19 protein-coding genes are annotated in these 21,518 nt (G+C 38.3%); 18 read left to right on the forward strand and 1 reads right to left on the reverse strand.

Annotation, left to right across the window (positions count from 1 at the left end; all coding sequences use genetic code 11):
• Positions 1 to 60: 60 nt before the first annotated feature.
• Positions 61 to 981, reverse strand: coding sequence for a 23S rRNA pseudouridine(2605) synthase RluB (gene rluB, locus A3K91_RS03645; RefSeq protein WP_062844039.1), 921 nt, complete (start codon positions 979 to 981; stop codon positions 61 to 63).
• A gap of 497 nt (positions 982 to 1,478) precedes the next feature.
• On the opposite strand from rluB, the gene A3K91_RS03650 reads away from it, so the two are divergent.
• The 18 genes from A3K91_RS03650 to A3K91_RS03735 all read left to right on the forward strand — a co-directional run bounded on the left by A3K91_RS03650 (position 1,479) and on the right by A3K91_RS03735 (position 21,497).
• Positions 1,479 to 2,510 carry a polysaccharide biosynthesis/export family protein gene (locus tag A3K91_RS03650; RefSeq protein ID WP_228139900.1) on the forward strand — a complete coding sequence of 344 codons (1,032 nt, stop codon included), beginning with the start codon at positions 1,479 to 1,481 and terminating at the stop codon, positions 2,508 to 2,510.
• Between the two features lie 26 nt (positions 2,511 to 2,536).
• Positions 2,537 to 2,968 carry a low molecular weight protein-tyrosine-phosphatase gene (locus tag A3K91_RS03655; RefSeq protein ID WP_062844041.1) on the forward strand — a complete coding sequence of 144 codons (432 nt, stop codon included), beginning with the start codon at positions 2,537 to 2,539 and terminating at the stop codon, positions 2,966 to 2,968.
• A 45-nt stretch (positions 2,969 to 3,013) separates the two neighbouring features.
• Positions 3,014 to 5,272 carry a polysaccharide biosynthesis tyrosine autokinase gene (locus A3K91_RS03660; protein WP_062844042.1) on the forward strand — a complete coding sequence of 753 codons (2,259 nt, stop codon included), beginning with the start codon at positions 3,014 to 3,016 and terminating at the stop codon, positions 5,270 to 5,272.
• 58 nt (positions 5,273 to 5,330) lie between these two features.
• Positions 5,331 to 7,304 carry a polysaccharide biosynthesis protein gene (locus tag A3K91_RS03665; protein ID WP_084387247.1) on the forward strand — a complete coding sequence of 658 codons (1,974 nt, stop codon included), beginning with the start codon at positions 5,331 to 5,333 and terminating at the stop codon, positions 7,302 to 7,304.
• 66 nt (positions 7,305 to 7,370) lie between these two features.
• Entirely contained in the window at positions 7,371 to 8,648 is a 1,278-nt protein-coding gene (gene tviB / locus A3K91_RS03670) for a Vi polysaccharide biosynthesis UDP-N-acetylglucosamine C-6 dehydrogenase TviB (RefSeq protein ID WP_062844043.1), read from the forward strand.
• 18 nt (positions 8,649 to 8,666) lie between these two features.
• Positions 8,667 to 9,629, forward strand: a complete 963-nt coding sequence (locus A3K91_RS03675; RefSeq protein WP_062844044.1) for a Gfo/Idh/MocA family protein — start codon at positions 8,667 to 8,669, stop codon at positions 9,627 to 9,629.
• The gene (locus A3K91_RS03680) at positions 9,626 to 10,222 is read left to right on the forward strand and encodes an acyltransferase (RefSeq protein ID WP_062844045.1); all 597 of its coding nucleotides are present in this window, start codon (positions 9,626 to 9,628) and stop codon (positions 10,220 to 10,222) included. The genes A3K91_RS03675 and A3K91_RS03680 overlap by 4 nt, the downstream gene beginning before the upstream one ends.
• Positions 10,223 to 10,272: 50 nt before the next feature.
• Positions 10,273 to 11,361: a DegT/DnrJ/EryC1/StrS family aminotransferase gene (locus A3K91_RS03685; protein WP_062844046.1), complete on the forward strand. Its 1,089-nt coding sequence runs from the start codon at positions 10,273 to 10,275 to the stop codon at positions 11,359 to 11,361.
• A 5-nt stretch (positions 11,362 to 11,366) separates the two neighbouring features.
• Positions 11,367 to 12,635: an oligosaccharide flippase family protein gene (locus A3K91_RS03690; RefSeq protein ID WP_062844047.1), complete on the forward strand. Its 1,269-nt coding sequence runs from the start codon at positions 11,367 to 11,369 to the stop codon at positions 12,633 to 12,635.
• Between the two features lie 36 nt (positions 12,636 to 12,671).
• Positions 12,672 to 13,286, forward strand: coding sequence for a CatB-related O-acetyltransferase (locus tag A3K91_RS14305; RefSeq protein WP_062844048.1), 615 nt, complete (start codon positions 12,672 to 12,674; stop codon positions 13,284 to 13,286).
• Complete coding sequence (locus A3K91_RS03700; RefSeq protein ID WP_062844049.1) at positions 13,283 to 14,431, forward strand: glycosyltransferase; 1,149 nt, start codon at positions 13,283 to 13,285, stop codon at positions 14,429 to 14,431. Before A3K91_RS14305 ends, A3K91_RS03700 begins: the two co-directional genes overlap by 4 nt.
• A gap of 79 nt (positions 14,432 to 14,510) precedes the next feature.
• Positions 14,511 to 15,728 (forward strand): hypothetical protein, encoded by a 1,218-nt coding sequence (locus A3K91_RS03705; RefSeq protein WP_062844050.1) that lies wholly within the window; start codon positions 14,511 to 14,513, stop codon positions 15,726 to 15,728.
• Positions 15,721 to 16,755: a polysaccharide biosynthesis protein gene (locus tag A3K91_RS03710; protein ID WP_062844051.1), complete on the forward strand. Its 1,035-nt coding sequence runs from the start codon at positions 15,721 to 15,723 to the stop codon at positions 16,753 to 16,755. Before A3K91_RS03705 ends, A3K91_RS03710 begins: the two co-directional genes overlap by 8 nt.
• Before the next feature lie 2 nt (positions 16,756 to 16,757).
• Positions 16,758 to 17,870 carry a UDP-2-acetamido-2,6-beta-L-arabino-hexul-4-ose reductase gene (gene wbjC, locus A3K91_RS03715; protein ID WP_062844052.1) on the forward strand — a complete coding sequence of 371 codons (1,113 nt, stop codon included), beginning with the start codon at positions 16,758 to 16,760 and terminating at the stop codon, positions 17,868 to 17,870.
• A 9-nt stretch (positions 17,871 to 17,879) separates the two neighbouring features.
• On the forward strand, positions 17,880 to 19,010 hold the full coding sequence (wecB, locus tag A3K91_RS03720) for a non-hydrolyzing UDP-N-acetylglucosamine 2-epimerase (RefSeq protein ID WP_062844053.1): 1,131 nt from the start codon (positions 17,880 to 17,882) through the stop codon (positions 19,008 to 19,010).
• Positions 19,010 to 20,173, forward strand: a complete 1,164-nt coding sequence (locus A3K91_RS03725) for a glycosyltransferase family protein (protein ID WP_062844054.1) — start codon at positions 19,010 to 19,012, stop codon at positions 20,171 to 20,173. The genes wecB and A3K91_RS03725 overlap by 1 nt, the downstream gene beginning before the upstream one ends.
• A gap of 51 nt (positions 20,174 to 20,224) precedes the next feature.
• Positions 20,225 to 20,848, forward strand: a complete 624-nt coding sequence (locus tag A3K91_RS03730) for a sugar transferase (RefSeq protein ID WP_062844055.1) — start codon at positions 20,225 to 20,227, stop codon at positions 20,846 to 20,848.
• On the forward strand, positions 20,841 to 21,497 hold the full coding sequence (locus tag A3K91_RS03735) for an acetyltransferase (protein ID WP_062844056.1): 657 nt from the start codon (positions 20,841 to 20,843) through the stop codon (positions 21,495 to 21,497). Before A3K91_RS03730 ends, A3K91_RS03735 begins: the two co-directional genes overlap by 8 nt.
• The last annotated feature ends 21 nt before the right edge of the window (positions 21,498 to 21,518 follow it).

Genomic DNA, 21,518 nt, shown 5'->3' on the forward strand with positions numbered 1-21,518 from the left:
ATCATGGGCAGCTTTTTTGAATTTACCTTAACGCTTTAACAGATTTAAAGTAGATACAGATTAACGTTTGTCATTACGGTCACGAGTATTGCGTGAACCGCGGCTGGCAGGGCTTGCGCTGCTTTTAGGTTTTGCATTGCTGCTCTCGCCACGGCTGTCTGCACGACGTGCTTTTAGTGGCTTGTTGCGGATACGCTCTTGCTTCTCTTTTGCCGCACCATGTAGGCCCGTGCCATAACGTGGGCGTAAGCTGACTAGGTCTGTCAATGTATTGATGTCTTTTTTGTCCAGCTCTAAAAAACGACCTGTACGCAGCTCTTTTGGTAAGGCAATTGTACCGTAACGCGTACGCAATAGACGGCTTACTTTTAAGCCTTGCGACTCAAATAGACGACGCACTTCACGGTTACGTCCTTCTTTTAGCTTGACGTGATACCATTTATTGACGCCTTCACCGCCCCCTTCTTTGATATCTTCAAACTGTGCCATGCCGTCTTCTAGCATCACACCAGCCGTCAAGTTTCGAGCAATGTCAGGTGTCACTTCGCCCAATACACGTACAGCGTATTCACGTGTCACTTCGCTTGATGGATGCATCAAACGATGCGCCATTTCGCCATCGTTAGTGAACAGGAGCAGACCAGTGGAGTTGATATCCAAACGTCCAACCATGACCCAGCGATCATGAGTCAATTTTGGCAAGCGCTCAAATACCGTTGGACGACCTTCTGGGTCCTTGGCTGAACAAACTTCACCTTCAGGCTTATAGTATGCCAACACGCGGCGGCGCTTCTCGTTTTCAGCGGTGTATTTGATCTGACGACCATCAACGCGAATTTCATCGCCTTGTGTGACGCGATCACCAATCGTTGCTGGGCCGTTATTGACAGAGACGCGACCCGCTTTGATCACCTCTTCCATCTGACGGCGCGAACCTAGACCCATACGGGCGAGGGCTTTCTGTAATTTTTCATCTTTCATAATGATGTCCTTGAGTCGGTGGGTTTACATTTCTCAATGTATAAAATTTTAGCAAAGTAATTTGCAGCCGCTATTCTACGCTATTTATACGCTTTATAGTTATTTTCCGATAAAAAAGATTAGATAAAAAACAGACAGAAATATAAACTTTATTTGCTAAAAAAATTATTTAAATAAAATTTATTTTCGCCAAGCACATAAATTATATGCTAATTACAATGATCAAATTGTCTATAGACAAAAATATTACTACACATATTAATGTAATAAATTCAAATTTTACTTATAGTCATCACAAAAATAAACTATTATCAAGTAATAAAAGTTTAACAAGAGCATATTCATGTTATTATGCGTTATAAATTTTTATGAAAAATATAATAGCTTAATATTATAAAATAAAAATAATGCGTTATAGAGGGTTATTCATGCAGCATCATGCACTTAGACGGTTAGGCGCAACGTGTATATTACTTGTGAGTGCATTATCAGGATGTATGAGTCTCAATTCAGGATTACAGTCTGGTAATTTGCCACCTAGTGGTACTTTTGTCGCGGAAAATGGTCTTCAGTTTAATGTTCAGCCATTGAGCTTAACAACGCTACCGCCTAAACAAGTGGTGACTCCTAACAGCGACTTGGCAGAACTAGTACAAAGCTCTGGTCAAGCAAACTATCGAATTACTGAAGGTGATATTCTAAGTATTTCAATGATAGGTTACCCAGATATAACGCCCTCTGCAGTCAGTAGCAATAGTAATCCTTATGTCTCAGGTTTTCCAGTTGATCAACAAGGTTTTGTTCAATTTCCTCTCATAGGGCGTATTAAAGCCAGTGGCCTAAGCGTGCCCAAGTTTACCGCCAACTTACAAAGCAGTTTGAAACGCTACCTTAAATATCCAGACCCGCAAGTCAAAATTGTCAATTATCGTGGCAATAAATTTTTTATTGATGGTGAAGTAAAGCAACCGGGTGAATTCCCCATTGCTGATATTCCTGTATCGTTATACGGTGCAATTTCTATGGCAGGCGGGGCAATGCCTACAGGAGATTCAAATAGTATCGTACTGGACCGTCAGGGGAAGAGTTACTCTATCGGTCTACAATCGTTACGGGAAATGGGTACATCGGCTAATCAAATCTATCTACGAGACGGTGACTCGATTCATATCAATAGTCAAGATCGCAATAAGATATATGTCTTGGGTGAGTTTGGGCGTGTAGAGCCTGTTCCTATTTTAGAACAGGGCATCAGTCTAGCGCAGGTATTGGGTGAGTCTAGAGGTCTCAACGCCAATACAGCCAATGCTGCCAAGATTTATGTGGTGCGTGATAATCTCAAAACGAGAGTTACTAATATTTATTATATCGATATGCAGACTATTACCAGCTTTCCCCTTGCCAATCGTTTTGAGATGCAAGCCAACGATATTGTCTATGTTGATCCAACTGGCTTGACCCGTTGGAATCGTGTAGTTAGTGCTCTATTACCTTCTACTTCTACCATTAGAAGTCTTTCTGGCTTATAGCACACACGGGCACAGGTATTTTTGAGATGGCGTTTGATAATATTTTGGTCGTTTGTGTGGGTAATATTTGTCGCAGCCCTATAGCAGCTGCGCTACTAAAAAATCAGTATCCTCAAAAAAATATTGATTCAGCAGGTCTTTCAGCAATGACTGGTCATCCAGTAGAGCCAAAATCACAACAAGTCATGGCTCCCTACAATATAGATATGTCTGATCATGTGGCCAAGCAGATAAACGAAAATCTAGTTACGATCGCAGATCTTATATTTACAATGTCAGACAGTCAAACCAAGTGGATTGAAGCACGTTGGCCACATTGCCGTGGCAAAACTTTTCGGATAGGTCATTGGGTCAATAAAGACATTGCTGATCCTTATCAGCATGATATAAATGTGTTTGAAGCAGCATGTAAAGACATTGTTAACAGTCTTGAGCAATGGGCTAACAAACTTAGTTAAGCCGCAATTATTAAATGACTATCCTTGAGTGATGACCCTATTATTATGAATACAGATTCAAAAAATGCATCAAGCGCTGCCTCTAAAGATGATAATGACGAAATTGATCTAATGGCGTTGCTATTTGCCATTTTACGTGGCTGGAAAATCATTGTCTTCTTTGCTGTAGTGGGTTTGATTATAGGGGTCTTGTATAGTAGATATGTCAATCCTACTTATAAATCTGATGCGCTTATTCAAGTTGAAGAAAAGTCTCAGGGCATCGCAGCGCTTGGTAGTGATATCTCTGAGCTTATTGGATCTGAAGTTAGTAAAGCTCAAACAGAAGCAGAGCTCATTCGTTCGCGTATGATATTAGAGCCAGTTGTCAATACATTACATCTACGCATTCGGCTATCTGATCCTAATATTGGCGCGCTTGATAGAATAAAAAGCAGTAGTATCGATACTCAGGTAAATATACCTGAAGGTGTGTCACTGAAAACTAAAGATGGCGAAGCGCAAATCAGCCAGTTTAATGTTTCACAAAAATATTTGAATCGTTCATTCACCTTGACACGCTCTGCAACAGGGTTCGTGTTAAGCAATGGTTTTGACGAATTTAAAGGCCAAATTGGTACAGCGCATCAATTTAGAGGGACGGATGGTGAGATTCAGGTCACCGTCAATGATCTTCCGGTTGATGGATACCCAGTTAATATCATCAAACAATCCCTTCAAACAACAACTGACCAAATAAATAGTGCGTTGTCAGTCGTTGAAAAAGGTAAGCAAACCGGTATTATCCAACTGTCTATGACTGGATCAAATCAGCAGCAGACCAGCTTAATATTGAAACAAATCGTCTTATCCTATATTAATCAAAATCAATCTCGTGGATCTGAAGAGACGACTAAAACCATTAGCTTTATGGAAACGCAAATTCCAACATTAAAGAAAAGGCTAGAAGACTCTGAAGCAATATTTAATGAATTCCGTAAAAAATATGGCACCATCGATGTCAGTAAAGAAGCTGAACTTTTATTAGGTGAAAACTCGCAAATCGATTCACAGCTTAATGAGCTTAAATTAAAAAAAGCAGATCTCACTACCTACTATACCGAAGAGCATCCATTGGTTGTGCAGATCAATGAACAACTTGCTGTACTTAATAGTAGAAAACAAGAGATAGATAATACGATTGCTGGTCTACCAGAGATACAAAGAGAGTTTTTAAAATTATCAGCCGATACTGAAATTAATAGAGAAATCTATTTAACGCTGCTCAAGAATTATGAACAATTAAAAATCGTTAAGGCTGGTCAAATTGGGTACGCTCGTATCATTGATCTACCTGTCAGTACCTTTAGAGCGATTGCGCCAAAAAAACTCCAAATTATGATATTGGCCATGCTTTTAGGAACGATGCTTGGCGCAGCATTAGTATTACTTAAAAACCTGCTGAAAAATGTGGTAAAAGATCCGGAGCGCTTGGAAACCAAAACAGGCATACCAGTGATTGCGACCATTCCGCGCTCACCTTTATTATCAAGATTAAGTAAAAATAAAAAAAGTCCGCATCGTATGCTCGCTCATGTAGATCATGATAGCTTGAGTTATGAGGCAATCAAAAGTCTCAGAACCAACTTGGTATTTAGTTTGGCAACAAAAAGCTTAACCAAGCAATCTGGCAAAATCATCTTAGTAACTGGTGAGAGCCCAGGCGTTGGTAAATCTTTTATCACAGCTAACCTTTCAGAAGTATTCGCTCAGCTCAATAAAAAGGTACTGGTAATAGATGGTGATATGCGTATGGGTGAGATGCATAAAATGTTCAATATGAGTCAAAATAATGGCCTAGCGGATTATTTGTCACAGGATAACAGTCGATTGCTCCCAGTCGATAGTGTCCAAAAAGATAATGAGCTCTTTAATATAGGTATTTCTGATTTTATCCATCCTACTGGTATGGATCATATTGATTTTATACCGCGCGGCAAGCATCCGCACAATCCTGCATCACTACTAATGAATGATAATTTTGGTCAGCTAATAGCAGCGTTAAAGTCTCAGTACGATTATATCATTATCGACTCACCGCCAGTACTAGCGGCCTCAGATGCTATGGTGTTAGGTCATTATGCAGACAAAGTGCTAATGGTAACGAGATACGATGACTCAATAGAAGGGCAGTTGGTTTATGCTATCAAGCAGATGAATAAATCAAATGTACAAGTAGATGGCATTATTCTGAATGATGTACAGCAAGGTTTGATGAGTAAATACAGCTATCACTATAGTTATGCTTATGGGAATAAGTCTTAAGCAATCGTGAATTTTTAGAATTCTCCTCTCATGCATCTCTTTTGAATCGTTGGTGGTTATGTTTTCAAAATCAGTAACTAAAAATGTCTGTCCGCCGCTGAAACATAAAAATACGCGGCCATTATCCATCACTGAGTATTTGTTATCACTACCGCGTGGGCTCAAGCGCACAGTAATGTTCAGTGCAGACTTTGCAATGTCATGTGTTTGCTTGTTTTTAGCGTTGTCCTTGCGCTACGGCAATATCGCTCATCATATTAGCCCCGCCATATTATTCTTTTATGCTGCTATTCCTATCATTGGCTTGTACACCATTGGCTTCTATAAAGGGGTGGCTAGAGGCTTTCTTGATAACGTCATGGGCACTGTGGCGCAGCTGTTTTTCGTCCTTATTATCATTTTTGAAATCATTATTTACCTAAACCCATTGGAGAGTATACCGCGCTCTGTTCCAATCATCTTTTTGTTTCTGTATTTCATTTGGTTATGGAATAGCAGGCTGATTATTCGTGAGCTTCTGATGCGACGATGGGGTCAGCATCGGGCGCACCTTAGAAATGAGGGTAGTTGTGATAATATCGTGATCTATGGCGCAGGTGATGCAGGCAGAAACCTATTAAAAGGTCTAAGAAACTCGCACAATTACAATGTAGTAGCGTATGTCGATGATGATCATCAACTAATAGGAGGGTACTTACTTGATAAAAAGATTTATGCTGCTCATGAGCTTGAGTTTGTTATAAGAAAATATGACGTCGCGCAGGTTTTTTTAGCGTTACCTTCTGTCAACCGTACACAAAAAAGAAAAATTATAGAGAAGCTATCTGGTATTTCCATCAAGATTCAAGATTTACCGAGTCTTAAAGAGCTTGCCGATGGCAAAGTGACTGTCAGTAGTATGCGTAAAGTCGATATTTTAGATGTACTAGATCGTCAGACCGTCGAACCAAACATGCATTTGCTGCAAAAAAATATCAGTGGTAAATGTGTGCTGGTCACGGGTGCAGGTGGCTCCATCGGCAGTGAGCTATGTCGACAAGTAATCAAAAACCAGCCAAAATGCCTTGTGCTTTATGAGTCGTCCGAATATGCACTTTATAGTATCCATCAAGAACTCATAGCGTTCCAATCAAAGCATAACAGTTATCAGACTATTGACATCATCGCGGTGATTGGCAACGTCACCAATGAAGACAATCTATATAGAATACTGACACAACATCAAATAAAAACAGTGTATCATGCTGCCGCCTATAAGCATGTGCCTTTGGTAGAGCATAACCCTTTTGAGGGAGTCATTAATAACACCAAAGGCACGTATCACTGTGCGCGCGCTGCCATTGAAGCGAACGTTGAGACCTTTGTTCTTATTTCCACAGATAAGGCAGTGAGGCCGACCAATGTCATGGGCGCAACTAAGCGCTTGGCAGAGCTGGTCTGTCAAGGATTAAGCAAAACAAGCAATAGCACCTGCATTAGCATGGTACGTTTTGGTAATGTGCTTGGATCTTCAGGCTCTGTCATACCTGTATTTACCAAACAAATCGAAGAAGGCAAATCTATAACAGTCACTCATCCTAATGTGACGCGTTATTTTATGACGATTCCCGAAGCGTCAAATTTGGTGATACAAGCAGGAGCAATGGCGACTGGTGGTGAGGTATTTGTCCTCGACATGGGTGAGCCGGTAAAAATCGTCGACTTGGCTCGTAGAATGATTCATCTCAGTGGTCATGAAACAAAAACCGCTGAAAACCCTGATGGAGATATAGAAATTGTCTTTACAGGACTACGTCCAGGAGAGAAGCTCTATGAAGAGCTGATCATCGGTGATGATAATGTAGAGGGGACTGACCATCCTTTGATTATGCAGGCGATGGAACATAGCTTTCCATTAAATGATATCGAAAACATTTTATTTGAGCTTACCGAAAAACAAAAACAGCATGATGTGAATTGGCTAAAAGCGCAGTTTAGGCAGTTTGTAGATGGATATCAAGAATGCTCTCAAGAAAGTTCCGAATCTGTATAGATCTTAGAAGATGTATTAAAAATTAAGTTTGAAAACAAAATTCAGGCACATTACTAAAGGAATATTATGTTAGATATCAACAATATTAAAATCGCAGTAATTGGACTGGGTTATGTGGGTTTACCATTAGCCGTTGAGTTTGGTAAGTATCGCCCAGTCATTGGTTTCGATATTAATACCAAGCGAGTTCAAGAGTTAAGAGATGGCTTTGATGTTACGCTTGAAGTAAATAGTAAGGAGCTAAAAGCAGCTAATTCACTGATATTTACCACTGAATTGGATGACATTGCTGATTATAATTTTTATATCGTAACAGTACCAACGCCGATTGATGATAATAATGCACCGGATCTCACACCTTTAGAAAGTGCTTCTGATGCTGTTGGTAAAGTCATAAAAGCTGGCGATATCGTGGTTTATGAGTCAACTGTTTACCCTGGTGCGACAGAAGAAGTTTGTATTCCTATTATAGAAAAAGTATCAGGCTTAACGTTTAATAAAGATTTTTATGTTGGTTATAGTCCTGAACGTATCAATCCAGGTGATAAGGTAAATACCTTAACTAAAATTACTAAGATTACCTCAGGCTCAACACCGGAAGCGGCTGATTTAATCGATAGTCTCTATGCTTCTATCATTACTGCTGGTACTTATCGTGCAACATCAATTAAAGTCGCTGAAGCTGCTAAAGTCATTGAAAATACGCAGCGCGACTTAAATATTGCTATTGTTAATGAGTTTGCCAAGATTTTTAATATCATTGGTATAGATACTCAAGCGGTATTGGATGCTGCAGGTAGTAAATGGAATTTTTTGAAATTTAAGCCAGGTCTGGTTGGTGGGCATTGTATCAGTGTCGATCCTTATTACTTGACTCATAAAGCCCAAGAAGTTGGTTACCGCCCAGAAGTTATCCTCGCTGGTAGACGTATCAACGACGGTATGGGGCAATATGTGGCTACGCAAATGGTTAAAAAACTGGCGCGTAGTAAAATACATATTGATGAGGCAAAAGTACTGGTACTTGGTTTCACGTTTAAGGGTGACTGTCCTGATACCCGTAATACCAAAGTCATTGATGTTATTAAAGAGTTAAAAAGTTTCAATATCAATGTGGATGTCTACGATGATTGGGCTGATAAGCAAGAAGTCTTCGAGCATTACGGAATTGAGTTGATCGATGATTTGCAGAAAGGCTATTACGATGGCGTTGTGGTGGCTGTTGATCACAGTAAGTATAAGCAGATGGGTGTTGATAAAATTAGAGCGCTGGCTAAATTGAACCATGTTGTCTACGACGTAAAACACGTATTCCAAGAAGGCGAAACAGATATTCGTTTATAAATAATTAAGGACGTTATAATGAAAAAATTTGCATTGATAGGCGCGGCTGGTTACATTGCACCTCGTCATATGAAAGCTATCAAAGAGACTGGTAATGAATTGTCTGTCGCCTATGATATCAATGATTCTGTTGGTATTATCGACAGTATCTCTCCTAGTAGCGAGTTCTTTACTCAATTCGAGCGCTTTAGTGACTATTGCTATCAACTTAAACGTGATCCGAATAAAAAAATCGATATCGTCTCAATTTGTTCGCCTAACTATTTGCATTACTCTCATATTGCTGCAGGCCTGAGAATGGGAGCAGACGTAATATGTGAAAAACCTTTAGTACCGACTGAAGCGATACTTAATGATCTGATTGAGATTGAAAATGAAACTGGTCATAAGGCCTATAATATACTACAACTGCGCCACCATGATGCGATATTGAAATTAAAAGAACAGATAGCTACTGCCAATCGAGCAGAAAAGTATGACGTCGAGCTAACTTATATTACCTCTCGCGGTAAATGGTATCTTGAAAGCTGGAAAGGCGATCTAAATAAGTCTTTTGGTATTGCAACGAACATTGGTGTACATTTTTTTGATATGTTGCACTTTATATTTGGCGATTTAGTAGAGAACGAAGTTTACTATACAGGAGAAACCAAAGCAGGTGGATATCTTGAATATGATAAGGCTCGTGTACGTTGGTTCTTATCGATTGACGCTGATGATTTACCTGACAGTGTTAAAGGCAAACAGCCTACCTATCGTTCTATCAATATTGAAGGTGATGAAATTGAGTTTTCTGGTGGGTTTACGGACTTGCATACTATCTCGTACCAAGAAATCCTTGCAGGACGTGGCTACGGTCTAGAAGATGCGCGTTTCGGTGTCAAAACTGTAGAGCATATTCGTCATGCCAAAGACTTAGTTACAAATGAGTCTAGAGTACATCCTAACGTCAAGAAGCTATTAAAGGGGTCTAGACTATGACATTATCTATCCATCCTACAGTTTCCATTCATAACTCAGCCATTGTTGATGAAGGCGCACAAATAGGCGAAGGCTCACGTGTATGGCATTTCGTTCACGTCTGCAGTGGTGCAAAAATAGGCGAAGGGGTATCTCTTGGTCAAAATGTATTTATCGGTCATAAAGTCACCATTGGCAATCACTGCAAAATTCAAAACAATGTCTCTGTCTATGACAATGTACATCTTGAAGATGGTGTGTTTTGTGGGCCAAGTATGGTATTTACCAACGTCTACAATCCGCGCTCACTGATCGAGCGTAAAGATCAGTATTTAGATACGATTGTTAAGAAGGGCGCAACCCTTGGGGCAAATTGTACTATTATCTGCGGCATTACCATTGGTGAATATGCATTTGTTGGTGCTGGCGCTGTGATTAACAAAGATGTACCAGCGTACGCTTTAATGGTTGGTGTGCCTGCTAATCAAATCGGTTGGATGAGCGAGTTTGGTGAGCAATTAAATTTACCTTTAAAAGGCAAAGCGCAAGCCAACTGTGAGCATACCAATGCGATATACCTTCTCAATGATAGCTTGGTCACTAAACAAGTGTAGTTTTTCTTCATATATCTGATTGTAGGAGCGGGTTCTACCCGAGATAACGTATGCAATTTATAGATTTAGCCGCCCAGCAGACGCGTATTAAAGACAAAATCGATACTCGTATTCAAGCAGTATTGGCCCATGGACATTATATTCTTGGTCCAGAAGTAAGCGAGCTAGAAGAAAAGCTGGCGGCCTTTACTGGTGCAAAGCATTGCGTCACCTGCGCAAACGGTACCGATGCACTACAGATTGCCCAAATGGCCTTTGGTATTGGCCCAGGTGACGAAGTGATTACTCCAGGCTTTACTTACATCGCTACTGCAGAAACCGTCGCCTTACTTGGTGCAAAACCTGTATACGTTGATGTATGCCCAAAAACCTACAATCTTGATCCGCAGAAGCTTGAAGCTGCAATTACACCAAAGACCAAAGCCATTATTCCTGTATCTCTATATGGACAATGCACTGATTTTGACGCGATTAATGCCATTGCCAATAAATATGGTATCCCTGTGATTGAGGATGCGGCGCAAAGCTTTGGGGCTACTTACAAAGGTAAGAAGTCCTGTAATCTAAGCACAGCCGCCACGACCAGTTTTTTCCCAAGCAAGCCTTTGGGCTGTTATGGGGACGGTGGGGCGATATTCACTAATGATGATGAACTGGCTACAGCACTACGCCAAATCGCGCGTCATGGTCAAGATCGTCGTTATCATCATATTAGAGTTGGTGTTAACAGTCGTTTGGATACGTTGCAAGCGGCAATATTGTTGCCAAAGCTTGAAATATTTGCAGAAGAGGTGACTCTGCGCCAACAGGCGGCAGAAAGATATAATCAGTTGCTTGATCAAGCAGGTATTACCACCACGCCATTTATCGAAGCGCATAATCAGAGTGCTTGGGCGCAATACACTATTCAAGTTGATGATCGTGATGAGGTACAAGCCAAGCTAAAAGAGCAGGGTATTCCTACAGCAGTGCATTATCCGATACCACTAAACAAGCAGCCTGCCGTTTCTGATACTAATGCAATACTACCAGTAGGTGATGCGGTCGCTAAACGGGTAATGAGTTTGCCGATGCATCCTTATATGAATGAAAAACAGCAAGATAAAATTGTTAGTGTGCTTCAGCAGGTGCTTATCTAAAAATCATGAAAATATTTAAGCAGAAAATCAAAACCTTATTTCAAGGAAGCTTTGTTAAAAATGTTAGCATGTTGGTAGGGGGAACGGCTTTTGCTCAGTTAATAACTATAATATTGCTTCCAGTATTAACTAGATTATATTCACCTGAAGATTTTGGTGTACTAGCTGTATATCTTTCATTTGTTTCGCTAATTTCTGTTGTTTCTTGTTTGCGTTTAGAAATAGCTATACCAATACCAAAAGAAGATAAAGACGCTGTAGCACTATTTGTTTTGTCTCTAGGTAGTGTAGTTATAGTAACACTATTAACCACTATTGGAACAATCTTGTTTTTAGAACAAATAGATCAAGCAACTCAAGGGAAATTAGAGGGTTATGTTTGGTTGATACCATTAAGTGTATTTTTTTCAGGTATTTATGCAGCGTTACAGTATTGGGCCACAAGGAAAAAAGCTTTCTCTTTAGTAGCTAAAACTCGCTTGAGCCAGGCAATTGGCGGTAATAGCACTCAAATTGGCTTTGGATATGCTGGATTAGCACCTCTTGGGTTACTAATTGGTCAATTGGTGAATACGGGTGCAGGCATTATAGGGTTAAGTCGTTACTTTACAAAAAACAGTAGGACTTTGCTTAGAAACATTAGTTTTAATGAACTAAAATCTATTTTTAAGCAATATGATCGATTCCCTAAATATTCTACTTGGGAAGCATTTGCAAACTCTGGTGCTATACAAATACCTGTGATTTTAATAGCTTACTATGCTGTTAGTGCTGAAGCTGGATTTCTAATGTTAGCAATGCGTTTACTTTCTGCGCCAATGAGTCTAATAGGAGGCGCAGTAGGACAAGTATATTTAGCAGAGGCTTCTGAAAAAAATTACGAAGGAAAGTTAAGGCAATTTACTTACAATACCGTCACAGCATTAGCAAAGATAGGTACGCCTCCAATTTTATTCGCTGGAGTAGCTGCACCGTTTTTAATTCCCGTTATCTTTGGGGAGGAATGGCAGCGTACGGGTATGTTGATAGCTTGGATGTCACCTTGGTTTTTAATGCAGTTTATAACCTCTCCTGTGTCGATGGCTCTGCATATAAATAATAACCAAAAAATAGCAATGTGCCTTCAGTTTTTTGGTCTGTTCTTAAGAGTAGGTGGTGTTGTAATAGCGGGACTCTATTTCAATGACTACATTGTCGAAATTTATGCATTAACTGGTCTAGTTTTTTATTTTATTTACTTATGTATAGTATTACTAATGTTAAAAAATAAATAATAAATCTAAAATATATTTTGCTTGAGGTTTTTTTAAATGAAGAATTTAATATTTTTACTTATCAATAAATTTCTTAAGAAGATACGTTTACATTCAATTAGAAATTCCAGTATTGGTAAATACGTAAAAATTAATGCAGGTACGCAAATAATTGGTTCTAAAGTAGATGATTTTAGTTACTGTGGATACGATTGCAATATAATTAATACAAGTATCGGTAAATTTTGTTGCTTAGCAGATAGAGTAACCATAGGCGGTGCATCACATCCTATGCATTTCGTTTCTATGAGTAGCGTATTTTTAAGTCATAAAGATAGCTCAGTAAAAAAATTGGGGAAACTACAATACTTACCTTCAATATACACCTCCATTGGTCATGATGTATGGATCGGAAATAGCGTTATTATTAAGTCAGGTGTAAAAATAGGTACTGGATCAGTAATTGGAGCAGGTAGTGTAGTTACTAAGGATGTTGAGCCTTATGCTGTTGTAGCAGGTAATCCAGCAAGAATAATTCGTTCTAGGTTTGATGAAGAACTAAAAATAGATTTATTACGTTCAGAATGGTGGAATTACTCTGAGGAAAAACTTCTAACTGTATCTCACCTTTTTGATGAGCCAGTTGAATTTATAAAAGAGATTAATAAATGAATATAGCACACTTATGTTTATCGTGTTTTTATTATGACGGTTTTAGTTATCAAGAAAATTTGCTAGTACAACAAAATGTTAAAGATGGTCACAATGTGCAAGTGATTGCATCTACTGAATCTATAGATTCAAATGGTAGAATAACTTTCGTACAGAAAAGTAGCTATATGGGAGGAGATGGGGCATTAGTAAATAGAGTGCCTTACAATAAACTTGTACCCAAAATAATCCAATACAAAATAAAATCTTATGATCAGGTGTTTACACTACTCAAGGATTTTGCTCCTGATATTATCTATTTTCATGGAATATCAGCTGTTGAATTACTTTCAATAAAAAAATTTAAAATCCAATATCCTAATGTAAAATTGATTTTAGACTGCCATAGCGATAAATATAACTCTGCTACAAACTTCTTATCGAAAAATATTTTACATTCAATAATCTATAGAACTTGCTATCAGAGCATATTACCTTTTGTTGATAAAGTATTTTGTATATCTTTAGACACAATGGATTTTGCCATCGATTTCTATGGAACACCTGAAGAAAAAGTAGAGTTTTTTCCATTAGGAGGTGAGTGCTTAGAAGATGAAGAGTATTTTGATCTAAGAACTAATATTAGGTTGGATCTTAATATTAGTGAAAGCGAAATAATGATTTTACAAACTGGTAAGATAAATGCTAAGAAAAAAGCTATTGAATCAATTTTGCAATTTAAAAAAGTTAATAATAGTAATCTTGTATATGTAATAGCAGGATCTTTAGAGGAAGATGTGAAAACTGAAATATTAAAACTTATATCTTCTGATAATCGTATTCGTTATTTGGGTTGGGTTGATTCAGTTAGATTGAAAGGTTTACTGTGTGCCAGTGATTTATATTTACAGCCAGGATCACAGTCGGCAACGATGCAGCAAAGTATCTGTTTACGAAATCCAATTATATTAGATAATGTAAAGAGCCATAAACCATTCGTAGATGGTAATGGATGGCTAATTAATAATATTGAGGATATATATAGGATTCTTGATAGTATTTCAGAAAACTCTTCTGTATTAAGTGAAATGTCTAAGAAGTCATATCAGATAGCAATAAATATTTTAGATTATAGAAAACTTGCTAAGAAAATTTATAGTATCTAATTATTCAGAGGTGGTTTTAAATATATTGATAAATATATTCAAATGAAAGTTTTTTAACTAAGTTTAAGGGTAAGAGTACATGCAATATCGTTGGACTAAAAAATATGAATTTTTTTTCTTTTTGTTATTGCTTAGTATTGTCTTTACCAGAGTATTAGCTAATTTTAATAATTTTAATTATTCAATTTCAGTTTGGTTACCTGTGGTATTTATACCAGTATCCTTATTATATGGACTTGGCACTCTAAAAATAAAAAAAAGTATTAATACAGTTAAGATTGAATCTATACTATATATACTAATAATAGGTTTTTTGGTATCAGTGCCTTTTTTTCAAATGATATTCTTTCAGAATCTAATAGATAGTGAAGGTAGATATAGCCATAATTATATATTAGTAACTAGTTCGCTTGCTGTTTCTTGGATGCTTGCAGGTAGTGTTGTTGCAAAAGTAGAAAGTAGCCTTGCTATCAATGTTATATTACTATTTTACTTTATTTTATCTCTGTTTTATTTGTATACAGGTTTAGACGGAGGATACTTTATTGATTACTATAGTTTATCTTCTTTGAGAAATGATGATATAAAAATACATCATTTATCATTAACTGAGCCTTTAACATATATAATTTTTTTAACATTATCTTTCTTCATAAAGAAAAATTATATTAAATGGTTAGCTCTGTTGCTAATGACATATATAATGTTGGCGTTAGGAGGTAGAGTATCTTTTTTCTCTTTCGTTTTTACGATTTTTTTCTACGAATTTCTAATATCAGATAAACGCTTTTTTTTAGCTAAGCTGTCATTCATAATATTTATATTGTTGATTATTATATATAGTTTGAAAGGGCTTTTTATCGATAGTGATGCATATAAAAAGATATTTTTTGAAGGTGGAATTGGGCAGGACTCTTCTTTAGAGGCAAGACTAGATTTTTTTTCAGATTTCAATAATGGGATACTAAGCCAGTTTTTAATTGGAAATGTTAATTATTTCATTGAAAGGCATAATACCTTAGGATCTTATGCTCATAATATACTAAGTGTTTTTCAGTTTTATGGTACATTGTCATTCCTAACTATAATATATACTTTTTATTATATTTTTAAAAAGATTTTCTATTATAAGATTTATGAAAGTTTAAGCCCTATAGATACATTTGGTTTTTTATTGCTTGTATATTCATTTATTTCTATTTTAGTAGGTAAAGCTGTTCTTTTTTCTCCTATGTGGTTTGTAATCGGATTTTGGCTGATTAGACTACGTTTGTTTAAGGTAAAAAACTATGTTTAAAAGCAAAACCCTTCTAATAACAGGCGGTACTGGCTCTTTTGGTAACGTAGTACTAAAACGTTTTTTAGATACGGACATTAAAGAGATTCGTATCTTTAGTCGTGATGAAAAAAAACAGGAAGATATGCGTATAGCCTACGCCAATTCCAAGCTAAAGTTTTATATTGGTGATGTCCGTGACTATCAAAGTATTCTAAATGCGACTCGTGGCGTAGATTATATCTTTCATGCTGCCGCTCTCAAGCAAGTACCCTCTTGTGAGTTTCATCCAATGGAAGCGGTGAAGACCAACGTACTTGGTACTGAAAATGTTTTAGAAGCTGCAATACAAAATGAAGTCAAGCGTGTCGTGTGCTTGAGTACTGATAAGGCAGTTTATCCAATCAATGCAATGGGCATATCCAAAGCCATGATGGAAAAGGTGATGGTAGCAAAATCACGAAACGTAGATGAAAATAAGACCGTTATTTGCGGCACTCGCTATGGTAATGTCATGGCATCACGAGGTTCGGTGATTCCTCTATTCGTAGAGCAAATTCGCGCTGATCAGCCATTGACTATTACTGACCCAAATATGACCCGCTTTATGATGACCCTAGCTGATGCAGTCGACCTAGTATTATATGCATTTGAGCATGGTAATAATGGTGATTTATTTGTTCAAAAAGCACCAGCTGCCACAATAGAAACCTTAGCTAGAGCTTTGACTAAATTAGTAGGAAAGCCAGAGCATCCTATTAATATTATTGGAACACGTCATGGCGAAAAGCTTTATGAAGCGTTACTGAGTCGTGAAGAGATGGCTTGTGCCGAAGACAGAGGTGAATATTTCCGTATACCTCCTGATTTACGTGATCTCAATTATGCTAAGTATGTTGAGCAAGGCGAAGAGAAAATCTCTCGAACTGAGGACTACAACTCTCATAATACCAAGCGCCTAGATGTCAGCGGTATGCATCAGTTACTCATGAAACTGACATTCATGCCAGCTATCCAGCGTGGCGAAAATATTGCAGCTGAGGAATAGTTATGCGTGTTTTAATTACCGGAGCCAATGGCTTCGTAGGTAAAAATCTACAGCAGCATTTGATTGAACGCCCTGATGTGCAAGTAAAGTGCTTTATTCACGATAATTCGGCAGCAGACTTATTATCATTATTAGTCGATACCGATATTGTATTTCATCTCGCGGGCGTCAATCGTCCTGAAGACCCTGCTGAATTTCAGCAAGGTAATACTGACTTAACTCAGCAGTTGTGTGACGCACTTCAGCAATTTAATAAAACCATACCTATTGTATATAGTTCTTCTATCCAAGCAGCGACAGATAACCCTTATGGTGCTAGTAAGCGAGCGGCTGAACAGGTGCTACTTAACTTTTCTAATAGCACAAGCTCACCAGTATTTATTTACCGCTTAGCCAATGTCTTTGGTAAGTGGGCACGTCCAAATTATAACTCTGCTGTTGCAACCTTTTGTCATAATATCTCACAAGACCTGCCAATACACATTAATGACCCAAGCGCACAGATTAACTTAGTTTATATCGATGACGTTATTGAGTCTTTTTTACAAGTTATGGATGGTGTGTTAACAGCTACGGGTTTTATAGATATTGAGACTCAGTATCAGATAACGGTTGGAGATTTAGCGCAGCAGATACGAGCATTCAAAGTCAGTCGTGATAGTTTGATCAGTGAAGACGTAGGTAATGGTTTGGTTCGGGCGTTATATTCTACCTATATGAGCTATCTGCAACCGGAACAGTTTAGCTATCAAGTAACTAAACATGGAGACGAGCGCGGCGTATTCGTAGAAATGCTAAAAACCAAAAATGCTGGTCAGTTCTCATACTTTACAGCGCATCCAGGCATTACTCGTGGTGGACATTATCATCATACCAAAACAGAAAAGTTTTTAGTCATAAAAGGCAATGCTTTATTTAAATTTAAGCACATGGTTACCGATGAGTATTATGAGCTAACGACAACTGGTGATGAAGCAAGAATCGTCGAAACCGTACCAGGATGGACTCATGACATTACTAATATAGGTGAGGATGAGATGGTCGTTATGCTGTGGGCTAATGAAATCTTTGACCGTGAAAAACCTGATACTTATGCAATGCCAATAACAGATTAAGAGTTTACTATGGATAAGTTAAAGCTAATGACTGTCGTAGGGACACGTCCAGAGATTATTAGACTATCAAGAGTCATACAAGCCTGTGATAAGTATTTTGATCATATCATTGTACACACTGGGCAGAATTACGATTACGAATTAAACGAAATATTTTTTACAGATTTAGGTATTCGTAAACCTGATCATTTTTTGAATGCTGCGGGTACGACAGGTGCTGAAACTATTGGCAATGTCATCATCGGGGTAGATAAAGTTTTAGAAGAAGTACAGCCAGAGGCACTCCTTGTACTTGGTGATACCAATAGCTGTATGGCGGTTATCCCTGCCAAGCGTCGTAAAATTCCTACTTTTCATATGGAAGCGGGTAATCGCTGTTTTGATATGCGCGTACCTGAGGAGATTAATCGCCGTATCGTTGATCATACTGCTGATATGAACCTGACCTACAGTACTATTGCTCGTGACTACTTGCTTGCTGAGGGTTTACCCGCTGATTTAGTGGTCAAAACAGGCAGTCCTATGTTCGAGGTGTTACATCACTATAAAGCTAAGATTGAAGCATCTAATATTCTAGAAACTTTAGATTTAACAGAGCATCAGTACTTCATTGTCAGCGCTCATCGGGAAGAAAATATTAATTCAGATCAGAACTTTTTAGATTTGGTTGACATGCTCAATGCGGTAGCAGAAAAGTATCAGTTTCCAGTGATCGTCTCAACTCATCCGCGAACACGGAATCGTATTAAAGCACTGAATATTGATTTTCACCCTTTAGTGCAGTTGCTTAAGCCACTTGGGTTTAGTGACTATAATAAGCTGCAATTATCCGCTAAAGCCTCATTGTCAGACAGTGGGACTATCAATGAAGAGTCTTCTATCTTAAACTTCCCAGCATTGAATTTGCGCCAAGCACATGAGCGCCCTGAAGGTATGGAAGAAGCGGCTGTCATGATGGTTGGGCTAACAGCTGAACGTATTTTACAAGGTCTTGATATCTTAGAGTCTCAGAAACGTGGAATAGATCGAACGTTACGTTTGGTTGAAGATTATAGTATGCCCAATGTCAGTGAAAAAATAGTGCGTATCGTTTTGAGTTATACCGACTATATCAACCGTGTAGTGTGGAAAAAATACTAATGAGTAATAAAAAAGAGAAGATAGCGATTGTCAGCCGTGGTTTTTGGCCAGAAAGCCCTGCGATTGGAGAGGCTTTATTATTGTTGTCAGAGATATTAGTCGAAGATAAACAGTCTCTAGTGATTACACAAGTTGGTAAAAACTTCTTAAACAAACTTCAAAAAGAAAAGCGAGGTCGAGGGGTTACATTTTCGACTTTACCTGCATTAACGGACTCATCTAGCAATATTGTTTTTAGGATCTTAGAATTGCTACTATTCACCGGTTTTACTTTTACTAGTTTGTTGTATCATCGCCCTGATAAAGTTTATGTTGCGACAAACCCACCTATTTTTACGCCTTTGGCGGTACGCTGGTACTGCGAATTATTTGGTAAGGATTATGTCTATCATTTGCAAGATATTCATCCAGAGATAACTTCTATTGTTACTGGTAAACGTAATGTTATCACCCGACTTATCTCATCAATTGATAATAAAACGGTAAAAAAAGCTTCCACGATTATTACTTTAACTGAACAAATGAAATCCTACTTAACCAAGAGAGCCAGTAGTAAGCTGCCTATAAAACTACTAAATAATCCTTCTGTAAAGGCTGCTTCATTAACCTCTGATGATACTCACGATAGAATTAAAGGCTTTGTTTATTGTGGCAACGCTGGAAGATTACAGCGAATACCATTACTAATAGAGGCTATCCAAAGTTATATCAATAATGGAGGGAGTTTACCCTTTGTATTTGCGGGTGGTGGAGTCTATAGCAGCGAAATTGAGCAATTAGCAATTAGGTTTGAAAACGTGACTTACCTAGGCGTTCTACCTGCAAATGAAGCCTCTGAGTTATTACGTCAATATAGTTTTGGATTAATGCCAATTGATGATGAAGTTACCAAGTATGCTTTTCCAAGCAAATCTTCATCTTATGTATTCGCAGGCTGTCAGATAGTGGCTATTTGTGGCAAAGGTACTAGTGTTGCTGAATGGGTAGATACTAATAAACTTGGTTATGTTGCTGAGCCTAATGTAGAGTCGCTAGTCAGTTTATTTCATGAGCTAGAGAAAGATCCATTACCTGAGCTTAACGTTTCTCCTGATATGCTTGAAGAGTTAACGCCTCAGTATCATGCAACTTCTTTGAAAGAAATTTTGCTGCAAGTAAACTAATAATACACAGCGATTCTGAAAATTAAATATAAGATAAGTTTAGGATTGGATATGATAAAACGCCTATTTGACATCATCGCCGCAACGACAGCCTTGGTTGTTCTATCTCCTGTGTATGCGATCACTGCTTATAAAGTCAGCAAGAACTTAGGATCACCAGTCCTGTTTCGTCAGACTCGTCCTGGCTTAAATGGCAAACCTTTCGAGATGATTAAATTTCGGACTATGAAGGATGCGATAGATACAGCAGGTAATCCGTTACCTGATAGCGAGCGTCTGACTTCTTTTGGTCAAGCATTACGCAATAGTAGTCTGGATGAGTTGCCTGGGCTATGGAATGTACTAAAAGGCGATATGAGTCTAGTCGGCCCGCGTCCGTTATTGATGGAGTATCTACCACTATACAATAAATCGCAGAAACGACGCCATTTGGTCCGTCCTGGTATTACAGGATATGCACAAGTAAATGGACGTAATGCTATCGGCTGGGATAAGAAATTTGAGCTAGATACTTGGTATGTGGACAATCAGTCATTGTGGCTTGATATCAAAATACTATTTAAAACGGTGAAAAAAGTATTGGTCAAAGATGGTATCAGTGCCGATGGCGAAGCCACCATGAGTAAGTTCACAGGCTCCAAGAATAATCCTATTGTAGACAACAGCCATGAGTGAAGTCTTTGCGGTGTATGGTGCTTCTGGTTGTGGGCGCAGCCTTATGCCAGTCGCTGCTAAGCAGTTAAATAGTTTGGGGAATATGAGCCAAATTATATTTATTGATGATGCATTAACTCAAGACTCTAGCGTAAATGGCTATGTTGCCATGAACTATGAAAGATTTAAAAGTTTAGAGCATGATAATAAATTCGTCCTTATAGCCATTGCTAGTAGTAGTATTCGTCAAGTAATAGCAGATAGGTTGCTGAAGGATGATATTTCACTGTGGACAGTGCAGGGAGCAACTACTCTAATTATGGACGAAGTGAGCATTGGTGCTGGAGCCGCGCTCAGTCCGTTTGTTACTATCGCTGCTAACGTAACGATTGGTAAATGCTTTCATGCCAATCTATATAGCTACGTCGAGCACGACTGCATCGTTGGCGATTATGTTACCTTTGCACCTAGAGTCAGCTGTAACGGTAATATTCATATTCATGATCATGCCTATATTGGTGCAGGAGCGGTAATTAAGCAGGGTACACCTGACAAGCCATTGGTTATTGGTAAGGGCGCTATCGTGGGGATGGGTGCAGTAGTGACCAAAGATGTACCAGCGGGAGCGGTAGTGGTGGGCAACCCTGCACGCCCACTTCTTAAACAATAAAAGACGCATCATCATTCATCA

It is taken from the genome of Psychrobacter alimentarius, from assembly GCF_001606025.1.
Lineage (GTDB): Bacteria > Pseudomonadota > Gammaproteobacteria > Pseudomonadales > Moraxellaceae > Psychrobacter > Psychrobacter alimentarius.